At 37.6% G+C, this 21,374-nt stretch carries 18 protein-coding genes; all 18 read right to left on the bottom strand.

Annotated elements, in window-relative coordinates; genetic code table 11:
• Positions 1-31: 31 nt before the first annotated feature.
• Positions 32-1,939, bottom strand: a complete 1,908-nt coding sequence (acs, locus tag B9Y84_RS17385) for an acetate--CoA ligase (protein WP_085518668.1) — start codon at positions 1,937-1,939, stop codon at positions 32-34.
• A gap of 67 nt (positions 1,940-2,006) precedes the next feature.
• Entirely contained in the window at positions 2,007-3,902 is a 1,896-nt protein-coding gene (locus B9Y84_RS17380) for an acetate--CoA ligase (protein ID WP_085518667.1), read from the bottom strand.
• Complete coding sequence (locus tag B9Y84_RS17375; RefSeq protein ID WP_085518666.1) at positions 3,899-4,123, bottom strand: hypothetical protein; 225 nt, start codon at positions 4,121-4,123, stop codon at positions 3,899-3,901. The genes B9Y84_RS17380 and B9Y84_RS17375 overlap by 4 nt, the downstream gene beginning before the upstream one ends.
• Positions 4,124-4,134: 11 nt before the next feature.
• Positions 4,135-4,497, bottom strand: a complete 363-nt coding sequence (locus B9Y84_RS17370) for a response regulator transcription factor (protein WP_085518665.1) — start codon at positions 4,495-4,497, stop codon at positions 4,135-4,137.
• Between the two features lie 9 nt (positions 4,498-4,506).
• The gene (locus tag B9Y84_RS17365) at positions 4,507-7,257 is read right to left on the bottom strand and encodes a sensor histidine kinase (protein ID WP_085518664.1); all 2,751 of its coding nucleotides are present in this window, start codon (positions 7,255-7,257) and stop codon (positions 4,507-4,509) included.
• Positions 7,254-7,466, bottom strand: coding sequence for a hypothetical protein (locus tag B9Y84_RS17360; RefSeq protein ID WP_085518663.1), 213 nt, complete (start codon positions 7,464-7,466; stop codon positions 7,254-7,256). The genes B9Y84_RS17365 and B9Y84_RS17360 overlap by 4 nt, the downstream gene beginning before the upstream one ends.
• A gap of 66 nt (positions 7,467-7,532) precedes the next feature.
• Positions 7,533-9,227: a sodium:solute symporter family protein gene (locus B9Y84_RS17355; RefSeq protein WP_085518662.1), complete on the bottom strand. Its 1,695-nt coding sequence runs from the start codon at positions 9,225-9,227 to the stop codon at positions 7,533-7,535.
• A 27-nt stretch (positions 9,228-9,254) separates the two neighbouring features.
• The gene (locus B9Y84_RS17350; protein WP_085518661.1) at positions 9,255-9,518 is read right to left on the bottom strand and encodes a DUF4212 domain-containing protein; all 264 of its coding nucleotides are present in this window, start codon (positions 9,516-9,518) and stop codon (positions 9,255-9,257) included.
• Positions 9,519-9,530: 12 nt separating this feature from the next.
• Entirely contained in the window at positions 9,531-10,880 is a 1,350-nt protein-coding gene (locus B9Y84_RS17345; protein ID WP_085518660.1) for a hypothetical protein, read from the bottom strand.
• A 112-nt stretch (positions 10,881-10,992) separates the two neighbouring features.
• Positions 10,993-11,409 carry a transposase-like zinc-binding domain-containing protein gene (locus B9Y84_RS17340; protein WP_085518659.1) on the bottom strand — a complete coding sequence of 139 codons (417 nt, stop codon included), beginning with the start codon at positions 11,407-11,409 and terminating at the stop codon, positions 10,993-10,995.
• A gap of 301 nt (positions 11,410-11,710) precedes the next feature.
• Complete coding sequence (locus B9Y84_RS17335) at positions 11,711-13,258, bottom strand: aldehyde dehydrogenase family protein (RefSeq protein WP_085518658.1); 1,548 nt, start codon at positions 13,256-13,258, stop codon at positions 11,711-11,713.
• An 820-nt stretch (positions 13,259-14,078) separates the two neighbouring features.
• Positions 14,079-14,699 carry a hypothetical protein gene (locus tag B9Y84_RS17330; RefSeq protein ID WP_085518657.1) on the bottom strand — a complete coding sequence of 207 codons (621 nt, stop codon included), beginning with the start codon at positions 14,697-14,699 and terminating at the stop codon, positions 14,079-14,081.
• A gap of 149 nt (positions 14,700-14,848) precedes the next feature.
• The gene (locus B9Y84_RS17325; RefSeq protein WP_085518656.1) at positions 14,849-15,385 is read right to left on the bottom strand and encodes a DUF1697 domain-containing protein; all 537 of its coding nucleotides are present in this window, start codon (positions 15,383-15,385) and stop codon (positions 14,849-14,851) included.
• 17 nt (positions 15,386-15,402) lie between these two features.
• Positions 15,403-16,893, bottom strand: a complete 1,491-nt coding sequence (locus B9Y84_RS17320; protein WP_085518655.1) for a S10 family peptidase — start codon at positions 16,891-16,893, stop codon at positions 15,403-15,405.
• A 373-nt stretch (positions 16,894-17,266) separates the two neighbouring features.
• On the bottom strand, positions 17,267-18,943 hold the full coding sequence (locus tag B9Y84_RS17315) for a M1 family metallopeptidase (RefSeq protein WP_085518654.1): 1,677 nt from the start codon (positions 18,941-18,943) through the stop codon (positions 17,267-17,269).
• Positions 18,944-18,961: 18 nt separating this feature from the next.
• The gene (locus tag B9Y84_RS17310) at positions 18,962-19,513 is read right to left on the bottom strand and encodes a DUF4287 domain-containing protein (protein ID WP_085518744.1); all 552 of its coding nucleotides are present in this window, start codon (positions 19,511-19,513) and stop codon (positions 18,962-18,964) included.
• A 16-nt stretch (positions 19,514-19,529) separates the two neighbouring features.
• On the bottom strand, positions 19,530-19,952 hold the full coding sequence (locus tag B9Y84_RS17305) for a DUF1801 domain-containing protein (protein WP_085518653.1): 423 nt from the start codon (positions 19,950-19,952) through the stop codon (positions 19,530-19,532).
• A gap of 368 nt (positions 19,953-20,320) precedes the next feature.
• Positions 20,321-20,950 carry a hypothetical protein gene (locus B9Y84_RS17300; RefSeq protein WP_085518652.1) on the bottom strand — a complete coding sequence of 210 codons (630 nt, stop codon included), beginning with the start codon at positions 20,948-20,950 and terminating at the stop codon, positions 20,321-20,323.
• Between the last annotated feature and the right edge of the window lie 424 nt (positions 20,951-21,374).

Genomic DNA, 21,374 nt, shown 5'->3' with positions numbered 1-21,374 from the left:
CTATTTTAAACGCAGTATTTTAGCTTAACAGCTACTTCTTTCCTTCAATAATAGATTCTACCACTTCCGGATTCAAAAGAGTAGAAGTGTCCCCCAAATTGCTTGTATCACCTTCTGCTATTTTTCGAAGTATTCTTCTCATGATTTTCCCTGATCTGGTTTTAGGTAAGCCTTGTGTAAACTGCATTTTATCCAGCTTAGCAATCGGTCCTATTTGATCGGTTATCAACTGATTAATTTCCTTTCGTAAGTTATCATGAATCCTCCCTTCACCGGTATCTTTTAAAGTAATATATCCGTAAAGTGCATTTCCCTTAATTTCATGAGGGAAGCCTACAATTGCACTTTCAGCTACAGCTGGGTGCTCATTAATGGCATCCTCAATAGGAGCAGTTCCAAGATTGTGACCCGATACAATAATTACATCATCCACTCTACCTGTGATTCTATAATAACCTACTTCATCTCTTAAGGCACCATCTCCCGTGAAGTATTTATTTTCGTATGCAGAGAAATAAGTATCCTTGTACCTTTGATGATTCCCCCAAATTGTTCTTGCCATACTTGGCCAAGGGAATTTGATACATAAATTACCATCCACTTGATTTCCTTCTAATTCATTGCCATCAGCGTCCATCAATGCAGGCTGAATCCCAATAAATGGAAGAGTGGCATATGTCGGTTTGGTAGGCGTACAAAAGGCCAAAGGGGTAATCATAATTCCACCAGTTTCCGTTTGCCACCATGTATCCACTATAGGCGCCTTCTTTTTCCCTACATTATCATCATACCAGTGCCATGCTTCTTCATTGATCGGCTCCCCTACAGTTCCTAATACTTTTAAAGAAGATAGATCATGTTTTTCTAAATGCGATATCCCTTCTTTTGCAAGAGCTCTAATTGCCGTTGGAGCGGTATAAAACTGATTCACTTTATGTTTCTCGACTATTTCCCAGAAACGACCAAAGTCAGGATAGTTCGGCACTCCTTCAAACATTACGGTAGTCGCTCCATTACATAAAGGGCCATAAACAATATAACTATGACCTGTAATCCAGCCAATGTCAGCGGTACACCAATACACATCCGGTTCGCGGTATTGAAAAACATTTTTAAAGGTGTAAGCAGAGTACACCATATAACCGGCAGTGGAATGCACCATACCTTTTGGAGTACCTGTAGACCCTGAGGTGTAGAGAATAAATAGTGGATCTTCCGCATCCATGATCTCTGGTTCACAATCAGAAGAAGCCTCCTCAAGCAAAGGCTGCAACCACTGATCGCGCTTATCGACCATATTTATCTCAGAATTGATTCTCTTTGCGACAAGCACACTTTCCACATCAGGACAGTTTTCTAAAGCATCGTCCACAATACTTTTCAAATCTAGCGTTTTTGCTCCTCGGTAAGATCCATCGCTTGTGATGACCATTTTACAATCACAATCGTTTATACGAGTAGCCAAAGCGTTTGAAGAAAACCCCGCAAAAACTACTGAGTGAATAGCGCCAATTCTAGCACAAGCTAAGACCGCTACCGCAAGCTCAGGTATCATTGGCAGGTAAATACAAACCCTATCCCCTTTCTTGATATTATTATTTTTTAACACGTTTGCGAATTTGTATACCCGCTTATGCAATTCTTTATAGGAAATATGAAGCGCTTCTTCATCTGGACTATTAGGTTCAAAAATTATAGCGGTTTTATCTCCTCTGGTGAATAGATGCCGATCAATGCAATTTTCAGTAATATTGAGTTTAGCACCCTCAAACCACTTTACTTCAGGCTTAGAAAAATCCCAGCTTAACACATTATCCCACTTTTTACGCCACATAAAGTGCTCTTCAGCAATTTCCTCCCAAAAAGCGGTGGGGTTTCTAACTGATTTACGATATACCTGATAATATTCCTCTAAGTGTTTAATATGGTAGTTACTCATAATTGATATTTGTTATTTTTGAATAATTCAGTTTTAATTAATAGTACTTAGCGTAGAGCGCTCATTATTATTTAAAAATCCCGATACGCTGCTTTTCATAAACGGACTTAATTTCGTCAATAATCTGCAAATCATCAATAGTTGATGGCACATTGTATTGTTTTTCATCGGCTATATTTCGGAGTAGCTTACGCAAAATCTTACCACTCCTGGTTTTGGGTAATCTTTGGACAATCAACACATCTCGAAAGGAAGCTACTGCTCCGATTTCTTTCCTTACCATTTGTACAATGCTCTCCTCAATTTCGGTTTCCTCTAATTCATTCTCCGTTTTCAAAACCACTAACCCTAGAGGTTTCTGCCCCTTCAGTTCACAGTTTATTCCGAAAACGGCACATTCCGCAACGGATGGGTGTGAGGAGACAACTTCTTCCATTTCTGCTGTAGACAAACGGTGGCCGGCAACATTAATGACATCATCTACCCTTCCTGTGATGAAGATGTACCCGTCTTCATCCTTAAAGCCCCCATCCCCTGAAAAATAGTAACCCGGGAAGCGATCTAAATAACCTAACTTAAAGCGCTTCGGATTTCCCCACAGATTGGTTAAAGTACCCGGTGGTAATGGAAGTTTCACGGCTACATAACCTTCAGTATCTTCTAATACCTCCTGTCCTTCCTCATTTAGGATTTTAATATCATAACCACAGACTGCTAAAGAAGCTGATCCGGGCTTCACTTTTTTTAGCTCTAGACCCGCCATGTTTGCAATCATTGGCCAGCCACTCTCAGTTTGCCACCAATGATCAATCACCGGAACCTTTAGATGCTCTTTGGTCCAGTTCAAAGTGGCTAAATCGCAGCGCTCACCTGCAAGAAATTGATAGCGTAAGGAGTCCATATTAAATTTCTTAATGAATTTCCCCTGAGGGTCTTCTTTCTTAATCGCCCGAATTGCTGTGGGAGCCGTAAACATCACATTTACTTTATGTTCGCTTATGACCCTCCAAAAGGTAGAAGCATCAGGTGTTTTTATCGGCTTGCCTTCAAACAAAATAGTAGTATTTCGATTCAGCAGCGGACCATACACTATATAACTATGCCCTACAACCCAGCCCACATCGCTAGCTGCCCAAAAAACTTCACCTTCCGCTACCCCATAAATATATTTCATAGAAAATTTCAAGGCAGTCGCATAACCTCCCGTATCTCTGATTATTCCTTTGGGTGTACCTGTAGTGCCTGATGTATATAAAATATAGGAAGGATGTGTAGAATCCACGGGAACTGCCTCCACCGAGGGTGCACCATCCACTAATGTCGCATAATCTACATCATATTTTTTTTGAGGAGCTCCAGGCTCTTCATTGCGGTTAAAAACGATGACGTGATTTGGCTTGTCTTCTACTTTATCGATAGCCTCATCTACAAAAGGTTTGTACGGAATGATTTTATCAATCTCAATGCCGTGGGAGGCTGTAATAATGGCTTTCGCCTTGCAGTCGGTAATTCTGATGGCTAATTCATGTGGAGCAAAGCCACCAAATACTACCGAATGAATCACGCCAATTCTAACGCAAGCCAACATGGAATATATGGCCTGCGGAATCATAGGCATATAGATAATGCAGGTATCGCCTTTTTTTAAGCCCAACTTTTGCAGGCCACCAGCCAATTTAGACACTTCCTGATGCAATTGGTTAAAGCTTATGCGCTCTTTCGTGTTGGTAACAGGTGAGTCGTAAATCAACGCTATTGCACCACCAAAGCCATCTTTAATGTGTTTGTCGATGCATAAATAGCTTAAGTTGAGTTGCCCATCTTCAAACCATTGGGGATACTTATGCTCATCCTTACTGAGAATATTTTCCGGAGCCTTATACCAATCCAATTGATTCGATTGCTCTTTCCAAAACTCTATGGGATGGCTGATGCTTTGATTATAATATTCCTCGTAGTTCATGACTTAGTCGTTTTCTTATTAAATAAACCGAACCAATTTGGATTTAATATTTTTAACTTAATTAGAAGCCATAAAAAGCTTAGCAATACAACTCCTGTTATTAATGAAGTGAACCCGCTGACACCAGCCTGAGCTTCAAAGCTTATCCTATAGAAGAGTGTTAACAGCACATAAATAGTAATAATGATATCTGAAGCTGTTGAATTAATTTGAATTTTCATGCTCTTACAATTTAATTTATAATGTCTTTTACTTTCTTTACTAATTCTTTGGTAGCAAAAGGCTTTTTCAAGTATAAATCCGCCCCTGCCTCTAGACCTTTTTTTACATCTTCTTCTTTAGCTTTTGCTGTTAGAAAAATCACTTTTATGTGCTTAGTCTTTTCATTTCCTTTAATGAATTCGCATACTTCGTAACCATCGACTTCCGGCATCATAATATCTAATATTAATCCATCAGGCAACTCCCTCTCCACTATCTCAATCGCCTCACGTCCGTTTCGGGCAATGAAAATGGAATAGCCCGCCTTTTTCATCAGAAACTCCAGCGACATTAAAATACTTGGCTCATCGTCCACTATCAAAATCTTCTTCATCTATCAATATTAAGACTCTATTATACTCTCTTTAACTTTAACAGGGATTGTAAAAACAAATTTAGATCCCTGTTGCCCATCACTTTCCACCCATATTTTTCCTTGGTGATACTCGATTATTTTTTTACTGATACTCAATCCCAACCCACTGCCTTGTGGCTTCTTAAGGGTCTGATCCGGTGCCTGGTAAAACACATCAAAAATTGTATGCTGCATTTCCTTCATTATCCCTTTACCATTATCGATCACCTCAATCACAAAATGATCATCTTGTTGACTGCTTTTTATCGAGATCTGTCCTTTCTCAGACGCACAAAATTTAATCGCATTTGATATTAAATTCAGCAAAACCTGAATAATCCTATCTTTATTGGCATAGATGTAATCATGATGATCTGATAAGTCCGTATTCAATTCAATACTATTTTGTGACAATAAAGTCTGAACTGAATCAATGGATTCATAAATGATATCATTGATTTTTAGATATTCTAAATGAAGCTCCTGCTTCCCAGTATTAAACTTCTCTAGATCCAAGACCTGAGAGATCAGCCTATCCATTCTTTCTGTCTCTTTGATGATGGTATTGAGAAATTGCTGCTTTTCTGCTAAAGAAACATCCTCATCGTCATGCAAAATCTCTGAGAAGGCTCTGATAGAAGTGATGGGGGTTCTCATTTCATGCGTAATAGTGCTGATAAATTCGTCTTTGGTTTGGTCCATCTTCAAGAGTTGCTCATTAGAACTAAAGAGCTCTTGGGTCACCTTTTGCAAAGCCTCCGATTTTTCTTTCAATTGTTTGTTTACAATTACAATTTGCTGAGTCTCCTTTAATATTTCTAATACCTCAGTGGTGGAGATTTCCTCCTCCTCTAAGGAAGTACTTATTAATAGCCGTGCCGAGGAAGACCCTATTAGGCCGGCCAAAGTCATCTCCACCGAATTAACGAGCTTGGCGTTAGCTTTTTCCTCGGGATGAAGTCTCAGCTTGTATCTTTCTTCATACTCCTTCAGTATTTCTTCAGTCTTAGCCCCCCCAACAAAATGGGTCAAAAGATCTTTTATATCCTGCACGTAAGCGGAACCTTTCCAAATCATTGTAGATTCGAACTCCTTAGAATACCTAAAAACATCCACAAAAACCTCAGCATGATTTCGCTCCTTAGATTTTTGCTTGAACACTAATGATAGAAAAACATATAATCCGGTATTCAAGAATAAACTCCAGAACAGCGCTGCAGGAATTTTATTCATCGGTAAGCCAAAGGCCTTCCCGTCTGCTAAGGGAATAAGATTAAATAACTTCTCATCTTGAATGATAAAGCCCATAAAACCTGCCTGATCTACTGTTGGTAATACCAAAAACAAAAACCAGATTAGGAAGCCTGCCACTAATCCACTAATTGCTCCTTTTTTATTGCCTTCTTTCCAGAAAATTCCTCCAATAATTGCAGGAGCAAATTGTGCCACCGCCACAAAAGAAATCAAACCAACTGAAACGATCGGAAAGCGGAAACTCACTAGGCTGTAATAAGCATAGCTCAACAGTAAAACCATAAGGATGCTGGCTCTTCTGACATTCAAGAGAACACCGCTAAAATTACCTTTGAAAAATCGGATGAAGCGCTTATTGCTCACCAAGTAGGGAAAGATAAGATTATTGCTCACCATAATGCTCAAAGCAATAGTAGAAACGATCACCATACTGGTACCTGCGGCAAAGCCTCCTAAGTAAACAAAAACAGCAAGGAAATCTTTCGACAGAAAAATCGGTATAGCCATAACGTAGGTATCAGCTAATACACCTTCCTGACCGGCAAACATTATTTTTCCAGCCAATGCAATGGGAATAACGAAGATATTAATCACCAACAGATACAAAGGAAATAACCATACTGCCTTATCCAGATGCTTTTCGTTGGTATTTTCTTTAATGGATACATGGAACTGTCGAGGCAAAAACATAAAGCCCATCATGGAAAGCATGTTTAACCAAAACCACTCTGAATAACCACCATCGAAATCTATAGTGGTTAAACTTTTTAACGAAGGATCATTTGCCGCAGTGGAAAAAATATCATCAAAGCCATCAAAAACGACAAAAGTGATAAAGAAACCTACCACCAAGAATGCAATCAGCTTAAGAACCGATTCAAAAGCAATAGCTGTCACCATTCCTTCCTGCTTCACAGTGGCATCAATATTTCGTGTACCGAATAGGATGGTGAAAACTGCCAAGCCAATGGTAATATATAAAGTATAATCTGCCAAGATGAAATTCGAAAGTGAAGCATTCACCGTACTTTCAAGATTAAAGTCATAAAGCATCTGAAAACTGGAAGAGATCGCCTTCAGTTGAATAGATATGTAGGGTATGATTCCTAACACGCAAAATATAGCGACCAGACTTCCCAGAGAAACTGATTTACCGTAGCGAGTCGAAATCAGATCGGCTATGGTGGTGATGCGATAAAATTTACTGATTCGAATGATCTTCCTAAAGACAAACCACCAGATCGGTGCCAAAAGAGTAGGCCCAATATAAGTGGCTAAAAAATTCAAGCCTGATTCCGCAGCATTTCCAACAGAACCATAATACGTCCAGGCAGTACAATATACTGCAAGGCTCAGAGCATAGATATAAGGATTTTTCAGTAAGCTTTTTCCTTTCTTTGCTCGGTACTCACCAAAATAAGCCACCATAAAAAGTAAAAAGAGGTATCCTACCGATATCAATATGATCGCCCAATTGCTTATCATTCCTTATCCCCCTTTACATTTCTCTTCTTAAAAAAGAAAAATAGTATCGTTATAAATAAGGCCCAAGTAACAAATACGAATAGGTACATTACTGGAACACCAAGAAGATTTTGAGCAGTATTAAAAACAGCAATAAACGGGAAGTTGAACAGTATAATAAAAAGTATACTGATGAATGCTAATCTTTTGGCTGTCTCTAGTAATCTCATACACTTCTAATATAATATAACTAAAGAGAACTTTAACACTTCAGCTCTCTTTAGTTATTTAAAAAATTAATGCACATTCGTTGCTTCCGCTGCTCCTCTTGGGAACCTGATATTGTCTACTATGTCCATCACGTGCTGTGGCGGAGGTGGAGTTCTGGAACTTACGACAAATGATACTATGAAATTTACTATCATAGCTACAGTACCGAATCCTTCAGGAGAAATTCCAAACCACCAATCTGCAGAAGTTGTCTCACCAAAAAGATTGAATTTGTAGGTGATCATGTAAAATAGCATGATGCTCAAACCTGAAATCATTCCAGCAATAGCTCCTTGTTTGTTCATTCTTTGGTAAAATATTCCCAAAATGATAGCTGGGAAGAAGGAAGCCGCTGCCAAGCCGAAAGCTAAAGCCACAACGGCAGCTACAAAGCCTGGAGGGTTGATACCAAAATAACCCGCTACTACAACTGCTACAAGGGAGGAGCCTCTTGCAATCCAAAGCTCTGCCCCATCCGAGATATCCGGAGCAATTTGTTTTTTCACCAAGTCATGCGAAACAGAACTGGAAATTACTAAAAGTAAACCTGCTGCTGTTGAAAGTGCTGCAGCAAGTCCTCCAGCTGCCACTAATGCAATTACCCAATTAGGTAATTGCGCAATTTCAGGATTAGCTAACACGATTATATCACGATCAATGGCTAACTCATTTTTTTCTTCGTCTGCCACATACTGTATACGACCATCATTATTTTTATCGGTAAAGGTTAACAACCCTGTTTTTTCCCAAGTGGAAAACCATTGTGGCATTTCTGAATACTCATTATTACTTACTGTATTAATGAGGTTTGTTCTTGCAAAAGCCGCTACTGCAGGTGCAGTGGTGTAAAGAATAGCAATAAACACCAAAGCATATCCGGCAGAAACTCGAGCATCTTTCACTCTTGGTACTGTGAAGAATCTCACAATTACGTGCGGCAAACCAGCTGTACCTACCATTAAGGCAGCGGTAATAAAAAATACGTCTATCATCGATTTTGATCCATCCGTATATTCTGCAAATCCTAACTCAGCATGTAAGCCATTTAGCTTATCCAGCAAATAGGTATCACTGCCAGCCATGGTAGAACCGAATCCTAATTGCGGGATAGGATTTCCAGTAAGCTGCATGGAGATGAATATAGCAGGAACCATAAAAGCAAAAATCAAAATACAATATTGCGCCACTTGCGTATAGGTTACCCCTTTCATGCCGCCTAAAACAGCGTAAAAGAATACTATTGCCATTCCTATATACACTCCTGTATTGATATCTACTTCAAGATAGCGACTGAAGACTACACCTACTCCTCTCATTTGCCCGGCTACATAAGTGAATGACACAAAGAGCGCACAAATAACTGCTACCGTTCTTGCAGTATTGGAATAGTAGCGATCGCCAATAAAATCTGGAACGGTAAACTTACCGAACTTCCTGAGGTAAGGAGCGAGCAATAAAGCTAGAAGCACATAACCGCCAGTCCATCCCATTAAAAATACGGCACCATCATATCCCGCAAAGGAAATAAGACCTGCCATCGAAATAAAAGAGGCAGCCGACATCCAGTCTGCAGCCGTTGCCATTCCATTTGCTAAAGGAGAAACTCCTCCACCTGCTACGTAAAACTCTTTAGTTGATCCGGCCCTTGACCAGATTGCAATTCCTATATAAATAGCGAAAGAAACTCCCACTAATAAGTATATCCAAGTTTGTTGATCCATTTCTAATAACTTTTAAAAGTTTAACTATTATTTTTCATCCACATCAAACTCTTTATCCAACTTGTTCATTAAGCGAACATAGGCGAATATCAGAATTACAAAAACATAGATTGCTCCTTGTTGGGCGAACCAAAAACCGAGAGGAAATCCTCCAATATGGAAATAATTAAGTGGTTCCACGAGTAGAATCCCTAATCCATAGGATACTAAGAACCAAATGGATAGTAGGATGAGTAAATACCGGAGATTTCTCTTCCAGTATGCTTTCATGCTTGCTTTTTTGTCTGTCATAGCTGTTAAGTTTTATAAAAAGATGTGAAGTTGTAATCGTAATTGCTGTACACCATTAGGATTTCCGTTAGCATCAAGTCCTCCTTCTAGTGGGTTGTTGGAAATAGTGTGATATTCTAATGTTATTTTAGCATTATGCCCGTTCACGTAATAGTTCACACCCGCGTCAAATGCGTTTAGATTATCTGCGTAAGCTTCGTAGCTTCCTGTTTGAAAAGCCACATATGGCATAATTTTGGCTTTTCCGATGTAGTAGCCTAATTGTCCGTAAAGATTTGTTCCTGTGCCCGCCCATCGAGACATGTAATTTTCGCCATAATTGAAATTAATGACTGAGGCATAAGCATTAATGGCATTTCCGGAAGTACCAACTGGTGCATCGTAAAAGATATCTGCAGCCAAATGTGTAACATCTGAATGCTCTGTAGTAACCGTATTGAACATGCCTTTCGGATGCGCAAAAAAGCCTAAACCAACTCCCAAAACTTTCTTGCTACCCATGTAAGTCCCTACCTGATACGGTAGCTTAGTGGATTCAGTATCGAAAAAGTTGTAACGGAAATAGCCTTCTACAACAGAATTCCCCACTCGGTTTCCGTCTGCATCTGGATTGACACTTCCTGCATAGGTTAAATCACTATCAACACCTCCATTCGCTTCATTAATAAAATCTACTCCTTGACCTAAGGCATTTGCTGGGTTCATTGGGTTGTTGGCAGCCAATCGATAATCAAACTTACCAATTTGTCCTTTGGCGTAAAATCCAATATGTCTTGCAAATTGGTCAGTTATGCCCAAAGAATGCCATTGAACAAAGGGCCTTGTATTGTCCATGGTCATGAAATTCAGTGTGCTCTGGTTCGCGAGTCGGGTAAGTCCTTTCCAGTAATGAAGACCACCACCCACGTAAAGTGCATTAGAATTATCTAAAACTTTAAACTCTGTCCAAGCATCATGTAGGAATAGCTGAGGGCCATCTCCTTGGCTACCCAACGCATTCATATTTGCCGCGGACAAATTATTCAAGCCAAAATGTGTCAAGATCAGAAATCTTGGAGACACCTGAGCAAATGCCAACACCCTTGATCTCCGAACTAATGAATTGAGATTTAGCGGGGCGTCATCAATGGCAAGATTGGAAGTTTGCAACCATTGCTGGTGCCACAAAATAAATCGTACATACTTGGCACCATCTTCCGACAGCTTAACAGTAAGCGATTTATACGAATGATCTACTTCCGTTTGAGCGACATCATCCCATTTTTTTTCCTTTTTCAAGGGGCTTTTAGTGCTGTCGTTCTGAGAAAACGAAAACTGAGAAAAGCCGAAGAGGACTACACTAAGTAAAATAAGTTTTTTCATCGGTGAAATTTTATGGTGAACATTCACAAAACCCTTGCTTTGTCGACTAAAGGTGAGCGACCTAAAACTTATTTCTACTTTTACATATATACTTCTGCTAAGTATATAGCTACTACCTAAATCGCTCCCACCTGATAACCATATATTTATCACCTAATGAGGTAATCATTAATCCTGCTTCACTGAGATTATTACCTTCTTCCACAAATCGAACTAATTCACTATGCGACAACACTTTATAGGTAGGATGGTACTCGAATTTTTCCGGAGCTTTTATATTATATTTTTTGACCCAATTGCTTACAGAAACATGGCTAACTCCTAGGACTCGTTCAATTTCTCGCATGGATATTCCTTCAACATAAAGCTGAAGTGCCTTTACCACATAATAGGAATCAATTTCTTTCCCTACTTTATTGACCGTGAAATTATAGTTACAACTTTTGCACTTAAATCGCTGTCTATTCTTAATTATACCACTTTTTATAATTTCTTCTGACTGGCACTTAGGACAAATAGTTAATTTCATCTGGCTTAAAATCTGGTCTGAATGTTAAAATAGTATCGAAGTATATCAATTTAACATATATATACCAATTTAACAACATTTTAATCTAAATAAAGATCAAAAACTACAATAATATTCTACAAAAAGGCTTAATAGCCATATTTAGGAAGGATTAACCCAAATTAAAAGCATAGCTGACCAATAAAAAGTATAGATAGTGGCAGTAAAATTAAGTCCTATTTCGTAGAACTTTAATAAACAGGGCATAAAAAAAGCCGATGATATTGAATTACATCGGCTTAAGTAAATTAAAGCTATATATTTAACCCCTATTTTCTGGAAGCTTCGTGTATTCAGGGAAATTACCAAATAGTTTTTCTTCAGCATTTGTTTTGGTCACGGCCTCCACCAGGTACTTACCTCCTACGAAACACCCTTTCCAAGATTCACCTATTCCTCCAAAAGTAGCTTCATTATCGCCTCTCGACTTCATTTTGTTGATTCCAACCTTGTAAGCTCGTAATTGAGAAGCAATATCTTGTGCCTCAGCATCATCATCGCAAGCAACAGAACCTACTAATGCTCCATTAGACACATTCATTTCATTAATCAACTCATTTTTATGATCTACTAAAATAATGCTGTCCAAAGGACCAAAAGGCTCGTTATGATAAAGTTCAGCATTCTTCGGTAGGCTTAATAAAGATGCTGGTGCATAATAAGCTGAGGTATCTTGATTGGGAAGAAAGAGATTATCATCCAATTCCCCTTGATAGATAGAAACTGCCCCCTTGCCGATTGCATCATTATACATCACATCTAGCTCACTTGTTTTATTTGAATTAATAAGCGGACCAAAATCGTAATCAGGTAACTCCTCTTCCCCCTCTTCCACCAACAGCGGGTGGCCAAAACGCAAAGACTTTAGCACTGGTAAATACATATCCAAAAACTTTGGAAACAGATTTCTTTGAACAACAAATCTCACGTAAGCGGTGCACCTTTGTTTGCCATATTTAAAACCGGATTTTATCTGCTTAGCCAGATTTTCCCAGTCGGAAAATTCCCATACACCATAGGTGTTAATGCCTTCCATTTCGAGCATGTAGCGTTTATCTTTATTATACAAAGAGCTGGCAATTGACCTACCATTACTCTTCCCTCCTACATAAGACAAGCAATCTACTGCTTCATGCGTCACAAGCGCCTCACTTAATATTCTGCCCGAGCCGCTAATTAAAGAAACCGGCAAGCCTTCCCTTTTTGCTAAGGCAAAACAAAGTGAAAGCGACCAAAGACCGCCATCAGATGGTGTTTTAGCAATAACTACATTTCCAGATAGCACCTGCACCATGCAAGCGTGAACCAAAACCGAAAGCGGATAATTCCAGGAGGCGATATTGGAAATAAGGCCCAAGGCCTCTCTCCCGCTTATCATTCCTTCAATATTATCGATATACCATCTTACTCCATCAATGCATCGCTGAACTCCATCCAAAGCTTGGGGGTATGGCTTGCCAATTTCCCAAACCAAGATTAAACCTAATAGTTCTTTATGCTCTTCTAATAAATCGATGGTTTTACCCACCATTTCTTTCCGTTTGGCGAGCGGCACTTCTTTCCAACTTTCGAGCTCTTTAGCACAGTATTCTACCGCCTCTTTTCCATCCTGAGTCTTCAACATTGGATAAAAACCTAATTGAGTACCATCCAGACAGGAATTGAATGGTTTTAAATTCATTTGATCGTTCCAGTCTCCTTTGATAAGATTCATCACGTTTCCTTCTTTATCGAATGCTTCTGGAATGAGATTTTTCAATTGATCATAAAGTACAGACCATTCTGCTTTGGGTAAGATATGCTTTGCCATAAGATTAGTTTTGTGAAATAACCTTAATTGCAAATAATATGTTTTGATTAATATTTAACTGATCATCAATTATTTACATTGAAAGATACTGTAAGGCACTTACAGCAATTCTATTTATTGATCAAAGGCAGCAATCATTAATTTAAATTAATCCCCCAAAAAGAAATTTTAAAAATTAATACTTCGAGAACTACATAAGAAAATCATTTACGATCTAGGTCTTTAATTACCCAAAATTCTCTTAAGTTATTGACAAAATAGAAATGAATGAATACTTGAATATTGAAAAGGGATACTTAACTATTAAGACTACTTACTTAGCACAAGCCATATGACAATACCACAATCAATAAAGTTACGGTACTTGAATACTTCGAAAAGCTAAATGATCACCCACGTAGAGGAAGAGCAGTGAATAGATTGGGGATTGTCAATTTTCAGAAAATAGATGTTTAAGCCGGTCTTAATTACTTCAAGCATTATTTCAAAAATACTTAATTAAGCAGTGAATTGGCCAAAGAGTCAATAAATTCGAAGATATTAGCATCGTTCTTTTTGGTCTTTGGTTCTGTCATATCGATTATTCTTTTAGGTCAGGTAATGCAAAGCTTCGCTTGATTTACAATAGATAAAAAAAGATCTACTGGACTAATCAATCTAATAAAATCGCTGAAAATCCTTACACTGTTAACCTATAAATACTCTGCATATTTGGTTTTTTTGCCTTCAGAATACTCCAATAATAATCCTCTTTTCTGGTATAGAGAGCATTTAGCACAAATCTAGTGAAACAATGTATATGCCATTTGACGGTCACCAATTAGTTAACGACTTCAAATAAATCACTTTCAATACTAATACGTTCTCCGTCAGAAAATTCATAGTCCATCAATATTAATTGGCTGATGATGCTATCTGGTTTATCTTTTAATTGAAAAATCATGTAGTCTCCGAAGTAGGCAAAGTGATCCAGATAGTTTTGCTGTAGTTCTAAATAGTCAGCAATTGAAATTTTCTCATTATTGAACGAGTATTTCGCAATATGAAATAGCTCATTTAAACTTTCACCCGCTTCATATTTTCGATTTACCGCATATATCGATTTATCAGAAGTTATTTTTATAGACTTAATAGCCTGCGAGGGCTGAGGATCAGGTGGGCTACATGCATAAGCTGTAGAAAGAAAGGAAATCCTCATCCTATCCTCAATTGCTGCCGTTTCAGAATAATCCATATCTGAAATAATTACTTCAATAGCTGCTTCATTAAAATAGTTTGACTCTACGGTCGAGAAATTAAATGAGGAATCTAAGACCCCCACTACTGCTGATAAATCTGTAATTTTACTTTCTAAGGGAGTAAAAGGACCACATCTCCAATCGCATGATATCGGAATATTGGTCAAAAGCAAAAGTGCTAGCAGGGCGGAAGTTCTCTTCATATCTATAAAATGTACTCATTTAAGACTCCACTTTGCCTCGGGAAGTTGGAAGTAGATCAGATAATTTTTAGCTCTGCAATTTAGAGGCTTGTTTTTGCAATCAAGCACAAATTAAGAGTATATGGTTAGAGTGCTAATAAATAGTATTCTCACTCACTAGCCAAGTCTAAAAGTTTTAAGACCGTTTTCCAATTTCTAGTTGTGGCGCCTACCTTCAGCTTCTTTTCAAAAAAATTATTGGTCAATTTTGATTGATGATATTTACCCTCACAGTATATAAAAACATCTTTACCATCAACAGCGAACTGATCAGGTTCACAACCAAGCAATTTGATTTGTTGGAGATCTTCATCTTGCGGATTTTCTTTCAAGAATGTGAGATGTAATTTGGTTATATCCGCTTGCGAATTGTAAAATGGGTTTTTCTCTATGGAATTTTGAAATTCTTCTGAATTACGAACGAGCACAGGAACTTCAAAACCAAACTGCTCCAAAACTCCGTCTGTCAATTCTTTCCCCAAATCTTCATTCTCTTTTTCGGATTTAAAGATAACATTTCCACTTTGGATATAGGTACTCACCTCTTTCCATCCAAGTTTTTCGCACAAGGATTTTAAATCTGCCATGAGAATTTTTCTCTTCCCTCCTACATTGATCCCCCTAAGGATTGCCAGTTTATTACTCATAGTTTTCAAGTTTAGATTTAATACTTCGCTGATTTACCCTTAGGTAGACTCTCTTTAATAAACTTCCGCAAGTCGTCATTTGCTGTTTTAAGATCAGCTTTGCGCAGATACATCATATGACCACTTCTATAGCCTTTAAAGCTTAAGCGATCTTTCATTTTACCACTTGGGTCAATCTGCCACATCGTGTATTTAGAGTTGAAGTAAGTGGTAGCCCCATCATAATAGCCTGTTTGAAACATCACATTTAAATATGGATTTTCCGCCATCGCTTTTCTAAGATCATCTCGTGTAGTATTGTTATCGAAATCCCATGGATATACTGAGCCGAACATATTGTATTTGATATCAGTCTTGAATTTCAATTCTTCCCGGATATAGGAATTAATAGCGGGTGTGAAAGAATGCAACCAGGAGGTTAATTCTGCACTATAATCAGGAGCAATCCCAGCTTCTGTTTTGTCAATACCCAAATAGCGCGAATCTAATCGACCGATGGTTTGACCCGTTTCATCACGCAAGAGCTCCTTCCAGAAAAAGCTGGTGGGCACATCCAAATTATGCTGTAAAATAGATTCTTCTGATAAGCCAGAATAGTAGGCCATCTTTTCTGCAACCACTTGCTTCTCCGCTTCAGAAAGAAATCCTCCTTTTGCTAAAGCTGGCATTAATGTATTGATGGCAAATTCCTCTGATTCTGGTAAAATTTCTAACAAATCTTTTGATTGCAAGGCCTCGGGTAGTACTCCATGATGCCAGGCTGCTGCCGTAAAGTAGGGGAAATTAATAGCAGTAGAAACGGCCGGATCAGAATTGATCGCAGTATAATCTGCAGGAGAAACAAGAATTACACCATTTAGGTACATCCACTGTTGCTCTTGAAGTGCCAAGGCTAAACCAGATACTCGTGTTCCACCATAACTCTCCCCTATTAAGTATTTAGGCGAGGTCCATCTTTCGTGGCGCGTCACGAAGGTATTCAACCATTCTGCCAAGTATTCGATATCTGCATTTACGCCAAAAAACTTATCTCTATTAACATCTTTTCCACTCTCAGGTATTGTACGTGAATAGCCTGTATTGGCAGGATTTACGAATACGATATCTGCTACATCCAAAATAGAATGTGGATTTTCATGAAAGCCATACGGCTGCACTGGATAACCTTCAGCATCAATATTTAAAATTTTAGGACCCGTATACGCTACATGCATCCAAACAGAAGCCGAACCTGGTCCACCATTGAAGGAAATTAAGAGCGGACGATTTCCATCTTGCACATCAGTTCTTTTGTAGTAAGTATAGAATAAAGTGGCATCGGGCTCCCCTGTTTCATTCCAAACAGGCTGAGTCCCAGTAGTGGCGGTATAGGAAACTTTCTGCCCTTCAATGGTGGTAGTGTGGCTCGTGACCACTATAGTGTCTACTGCAATTTTTCGTTTTTGCGCTGACGCTGCAATTCCAGTGAAAAGCAGACTAATCAAGACTATAGATTTTATATTCTTCATATATTTTCTGATTATTATTAATGCTAATTCTTAAATCTAACAGAAATGATTGAAATCCGCTAGCCCAAATTCGATTAGGTGCACAATTGAGGGATTAGTGGTGAGTAACTGTGCTTTTTAATGTTTTTCTTGTTGATTATCGCTATCATCCAGATAAACATACAAAATCATCTTGAAGAATATAAATAACATGTCGCTCCAAAAACCATAAAGGCGAGCTAGTCAAATTGAAGCCCAAGGCTATAATCAATCAAGCAAAAGAGAAAAACATCATACAGAGTTTAAGAGGTATGTAATAAACTATTACGCCAATCAATTGCACCCAAATAGCTGGAAGAAAATCCTAATAGTATCTCATTTTATCTAAAGTCTTTTAAATCTCTTTTTGATATTTGACAGTGTAATAAATTGATTTCTCAATCTGAAAACTAATGGGGATTGCATTTTTTAGTTTTATCGATTTATAAGCTGTAGTGGGAATCAAATGGAATTCTTTATCATCTTGCTCAATTGAAATCTCTCCGTCCTTGTAGAATGGAATTTCTTCCTGCCATCTGTAATAAATTTTATCTTCTTCTTTATCTATGAACACTTCCAAGACTGGTGGTTTAGCTTCTTTTAGATAGTATTCGAATAAAGATGAATAATCATTTCCCAATAAATTATTAAACTTTGCAATTAAGGAGGCAGTGGATACATTTTGTTTTGCCAAGTCATTCTGAATATCCGCAAGAGTGTTAAAAAATAGACTATCGTTATCCACCACTATTCTGAGAGAATGCATCATTAATGCACCTTTGTTGTAAATATCTTGATCAGCCGGGTTCACCCAACTGTTATATAGAACACCACATTCCTTCAGTATTGGAATCGTATTTTTCACCCTTCTCGCAGCCAGCTTTATCCTTAAATCGTAAGCATCCGGACCATAAATCCTTTCCAATACTAAGGCTTCAGAATATGTCGCCATCCCTTCATGCATCCAAATGTCACAATAATCCAAACCAGTCACACTGTTCCCCCACCATTCATGTGCTAGTTCATGAATCAAAGTAGTGTTGAATTCCTTCCAATTATTCCTGTAATTTGACCCCATTGCGATACCTGACTGATGCTCCATAGCTGAAAAAGTGGACTCAATAAATTTACTACCGTCCTCCCAAAAAGGAAATCCACCATAGAGCTTTTCCAACTCTTTAAAAATAATAGGCGTTTGATCATAGAAGGAACTAGCTGTATCTTGATTGTAATCCAATACTTGAAAAACTAGATCTCTTTCACTGCCACTGATATCAGTGTAGGGTTTTGTAAGTTTCACAAAATGACCCAAATTGAATGATAAACTGTAGGTGTTGATAGGGTTCAAGATTTGATATCGGTACGTTTTCGTTTTATTCCCTTTATGGTTTTTAACACCTGTTAATCGTCCGTTCGCCACTGCAACTAATTGGTCGGGAACCGTTACCGTTATGCTTGAAGAATCTGCCTCCGCGTTTAGTAAAGCATTGCAAGGCATAATAAAGTGTGGACCAATTCCTTCCGTAACAGTTGATATCCAAAATCTGTCTTGCTTATCTTTTTTCCATTGAACAGGCCCTTGACTTGCCACATTTGCCGGTTTTCCTTCATATGAAATTTTAAGCTTTAAGCTTGTGTTTTTAGGAACAGGCTTATCAAATTTCAAGTACAAAAAATCACCTTTTCTATTAATATGGGCATCTTCCACTGAACAATGATAGGAGCTAATCCTCATTTTTTTCTGAAGATCAAAGAGCAATACCTTTTGGGAGGATAAAGTGTTCAAGTGTATATCCATTGTTCCCGAAATTCTTTGCTGTTCCGGGAAAACTTCTACAACCCAATCATATCGATTTATCTTATAATCACGGGCAGGATTTGAATTATCTCCCGCCATTCTTTCTTTTTTACTAAAATTTTTGAACCCTTTTTTATTTAATGTATAACCAACAAAAGGTTTGTAGTAGCAGGAATGCAACATCAAGCAAATGATGCTTATTATTACTATAAAGGTGTAAGTTTTTATTCTCATAATAATAGGGACAGTTTATTAACCTGCGTTTTGATAAGCAAGCTTTAACCATTTGAATACCTCTTGGTCAATGTCTCTAATATCTTCGAGCTTCATCTTATGTGAACACATGGCATTTGGTTTTTCAGCTTCCAATTTTCCATTGGGCTCTTGGCCCTTCAAGTTAATACCAATTTCGAATCTTGTTTTTGTGGCTGGATTCAAAAGAGCAAACTGTTTCTTGCGTCTTAGACTCACATATTTATTTTTCGGAGCTATTTCAATATCAGTACCAAAGCCTTTAATTTCTGAAATGAGTTTCTCGTAAATTGGTTTTAGATGCTCTTTGCCTTTATACTGTTTTATAATCAAATCATCTTGGTTTTCAGCTGAACCTGCATCTGAGCCTTTTGCTTTATGCGCTATCAAATTAGCAAAGCCATGGGAATGACCGTGTTCTTCTTTGAGGAATTTCATAATCTCTCCGTGCTTTGTAAAGTTTTGTGCTCTTACGATCACTATCCACTGCTCCAGCGTTTTCCCTGTGTTTTTATGCAGGTTGTCAATCATAGTTTGTGCTGCCTTTTCCATGTTGGTATTGGTTTGATTAAGCGTATTTTGTTTGAAGATATTCAATAGTGGATTTCATCAGTTTTTTGAGAGGCTCTTGATTAATGTCTGAAAGCTTCTTAACGTAAATACATGCTGTCCCCATCTTGAATTTTCCCAGCTCTTTAAGCAGTTCTTCTTGACCAGCACAGCCACTATAAACATAAAATGAAATGGCAGTTTTTCGAGGCGAAAATCCAATTAGTGGCCAATCACCTTCTTGGCTGCTCCTATTCGATTTGTAGTGATACTGACCAAAACCGATAATAGATTCGCCCCACATTTTGGGTTCAAATCCTGAAACAGATTGCATAAGTTTTACAATCTCATAACTGTCCTGCTTCTTTTGTTCCGTATTGGCAAAGGAATTGATGAATTCCTGAACGTTTGAATCGTTCTGTTTTGTTTTTAATTCTGCCATGGGACTTATGTTTTAAATATATTAAACTTTGATTAATTGTGTACTAATATAATGAAATAGGAGATATAAATTATTCACTTAAAATTTTATTGAGTTAAAGTGGTAATTCTTTCATTAATTCATACATCTGAAAAACTATAAATAAGCTTGATTTACAAGAATGAATCTAAGGTCAGGACATCTGCTTGATCAAGTAGAAGAAAAGATATGACAGAGAGCTCTAAAAGATAGAGCTGCACGTCATCTCTTTTAAAGGTATGACGCTTCAAGTAGGCTTTAATTATTACAATACTGTGACGTCCTAAAAAAGCGGGAAAGGTTTAAATTTTAGGTATAAAAAAAGCCGGCTTGAACCGGCTTTAGAAGATTTATTTTGTGACCTCTACTGTAATCGGACTATAACCGATATCTCGAACACCTATAATTCCGTAGACTGTTTCTCCAGGCTTAATATCTTTTCCTATTAAATTATATAATCTTAATTCATCTAATAATTTGGTGTTTGCATCTCCAGCAATCAACATATTACCAACCGTAATGCCTGGTCCTAACACTAAACCAATTGGGATAACATTTTGCTCTATGATTCCATTCTGTTCTTTTGTGGTGGTTAAATTAACAAATGTTAATAGCAAATATGGCAAATATCCTGGCACAATTTGTTTGATCGATTCCTTTATAATCATAGGCTCCATTGGCCTTATTTGATTATTTCCTGAGTATAAAGTTAAGTTTTTCCCAAGATTAACAGCCGATTGTGAATTATTGGTAATTTTTAGAGCTATCAGTTTTACTCCTCTCTTATCTTCTTTTTTAGCATATTTTTTGTTTCCATTCTGCCTTAGCACATCATATTTATAGGACAATTCTACACCATCTTCAGATTGATGAGAATCATAATTCAATGAAACAGGATGAATTGGCTTATAGGATACAGCACATCCTGATAAAATGAAGATCGTGGCAATTGTAAAAATTTTTGTGATCGTATTAGTCATTTCTAAAAAAAATATAGTTGTATAATATATCTAAGTACTTATTTGAATATCAATAAATTGATGACTTTAAAATTGGCTTTATTCCCTCACACCTGTTTTTAGGCATGCCAAATAATTAAAATTGTAGGAATATTTGAGCCGTTTCCGAACCAAAAATTAAGGCAGAATTGATAAGTGCAGACGACCTTAGGTTTTGGATATATTTGAACTTACAATGTAAATATATAAGTATTTTTTTATAGATTATGGTATCCTACTAAAAATTATGACTATAACATCTGTGGTTAAGAATCTACAATTTATCACCACAAAACGCCATAATTTACTCACATATTAAAAAGCTCTCTTAAAAAGCATTAAGCATAAAAAAAGCCGATTAAAACCGGCTTTTTCACTTTAAGAATATATTCTATTAAGAAAAGTC

Source organism: Marivirga sericea (assembly GCF_900177665.1).
Classification (GTDB): domain Bacteria; phylum Bacteroidota; class Bacteroidia; order Cytophagales; family Cyclobacteriaceae; genus Marivirga; species Marivirga sericea.
The sequence above is the reverse complement of the archived record's forward strand: the minus strand, read 5'-3'. Positions and strand labels throughout refer to the sequence as shown.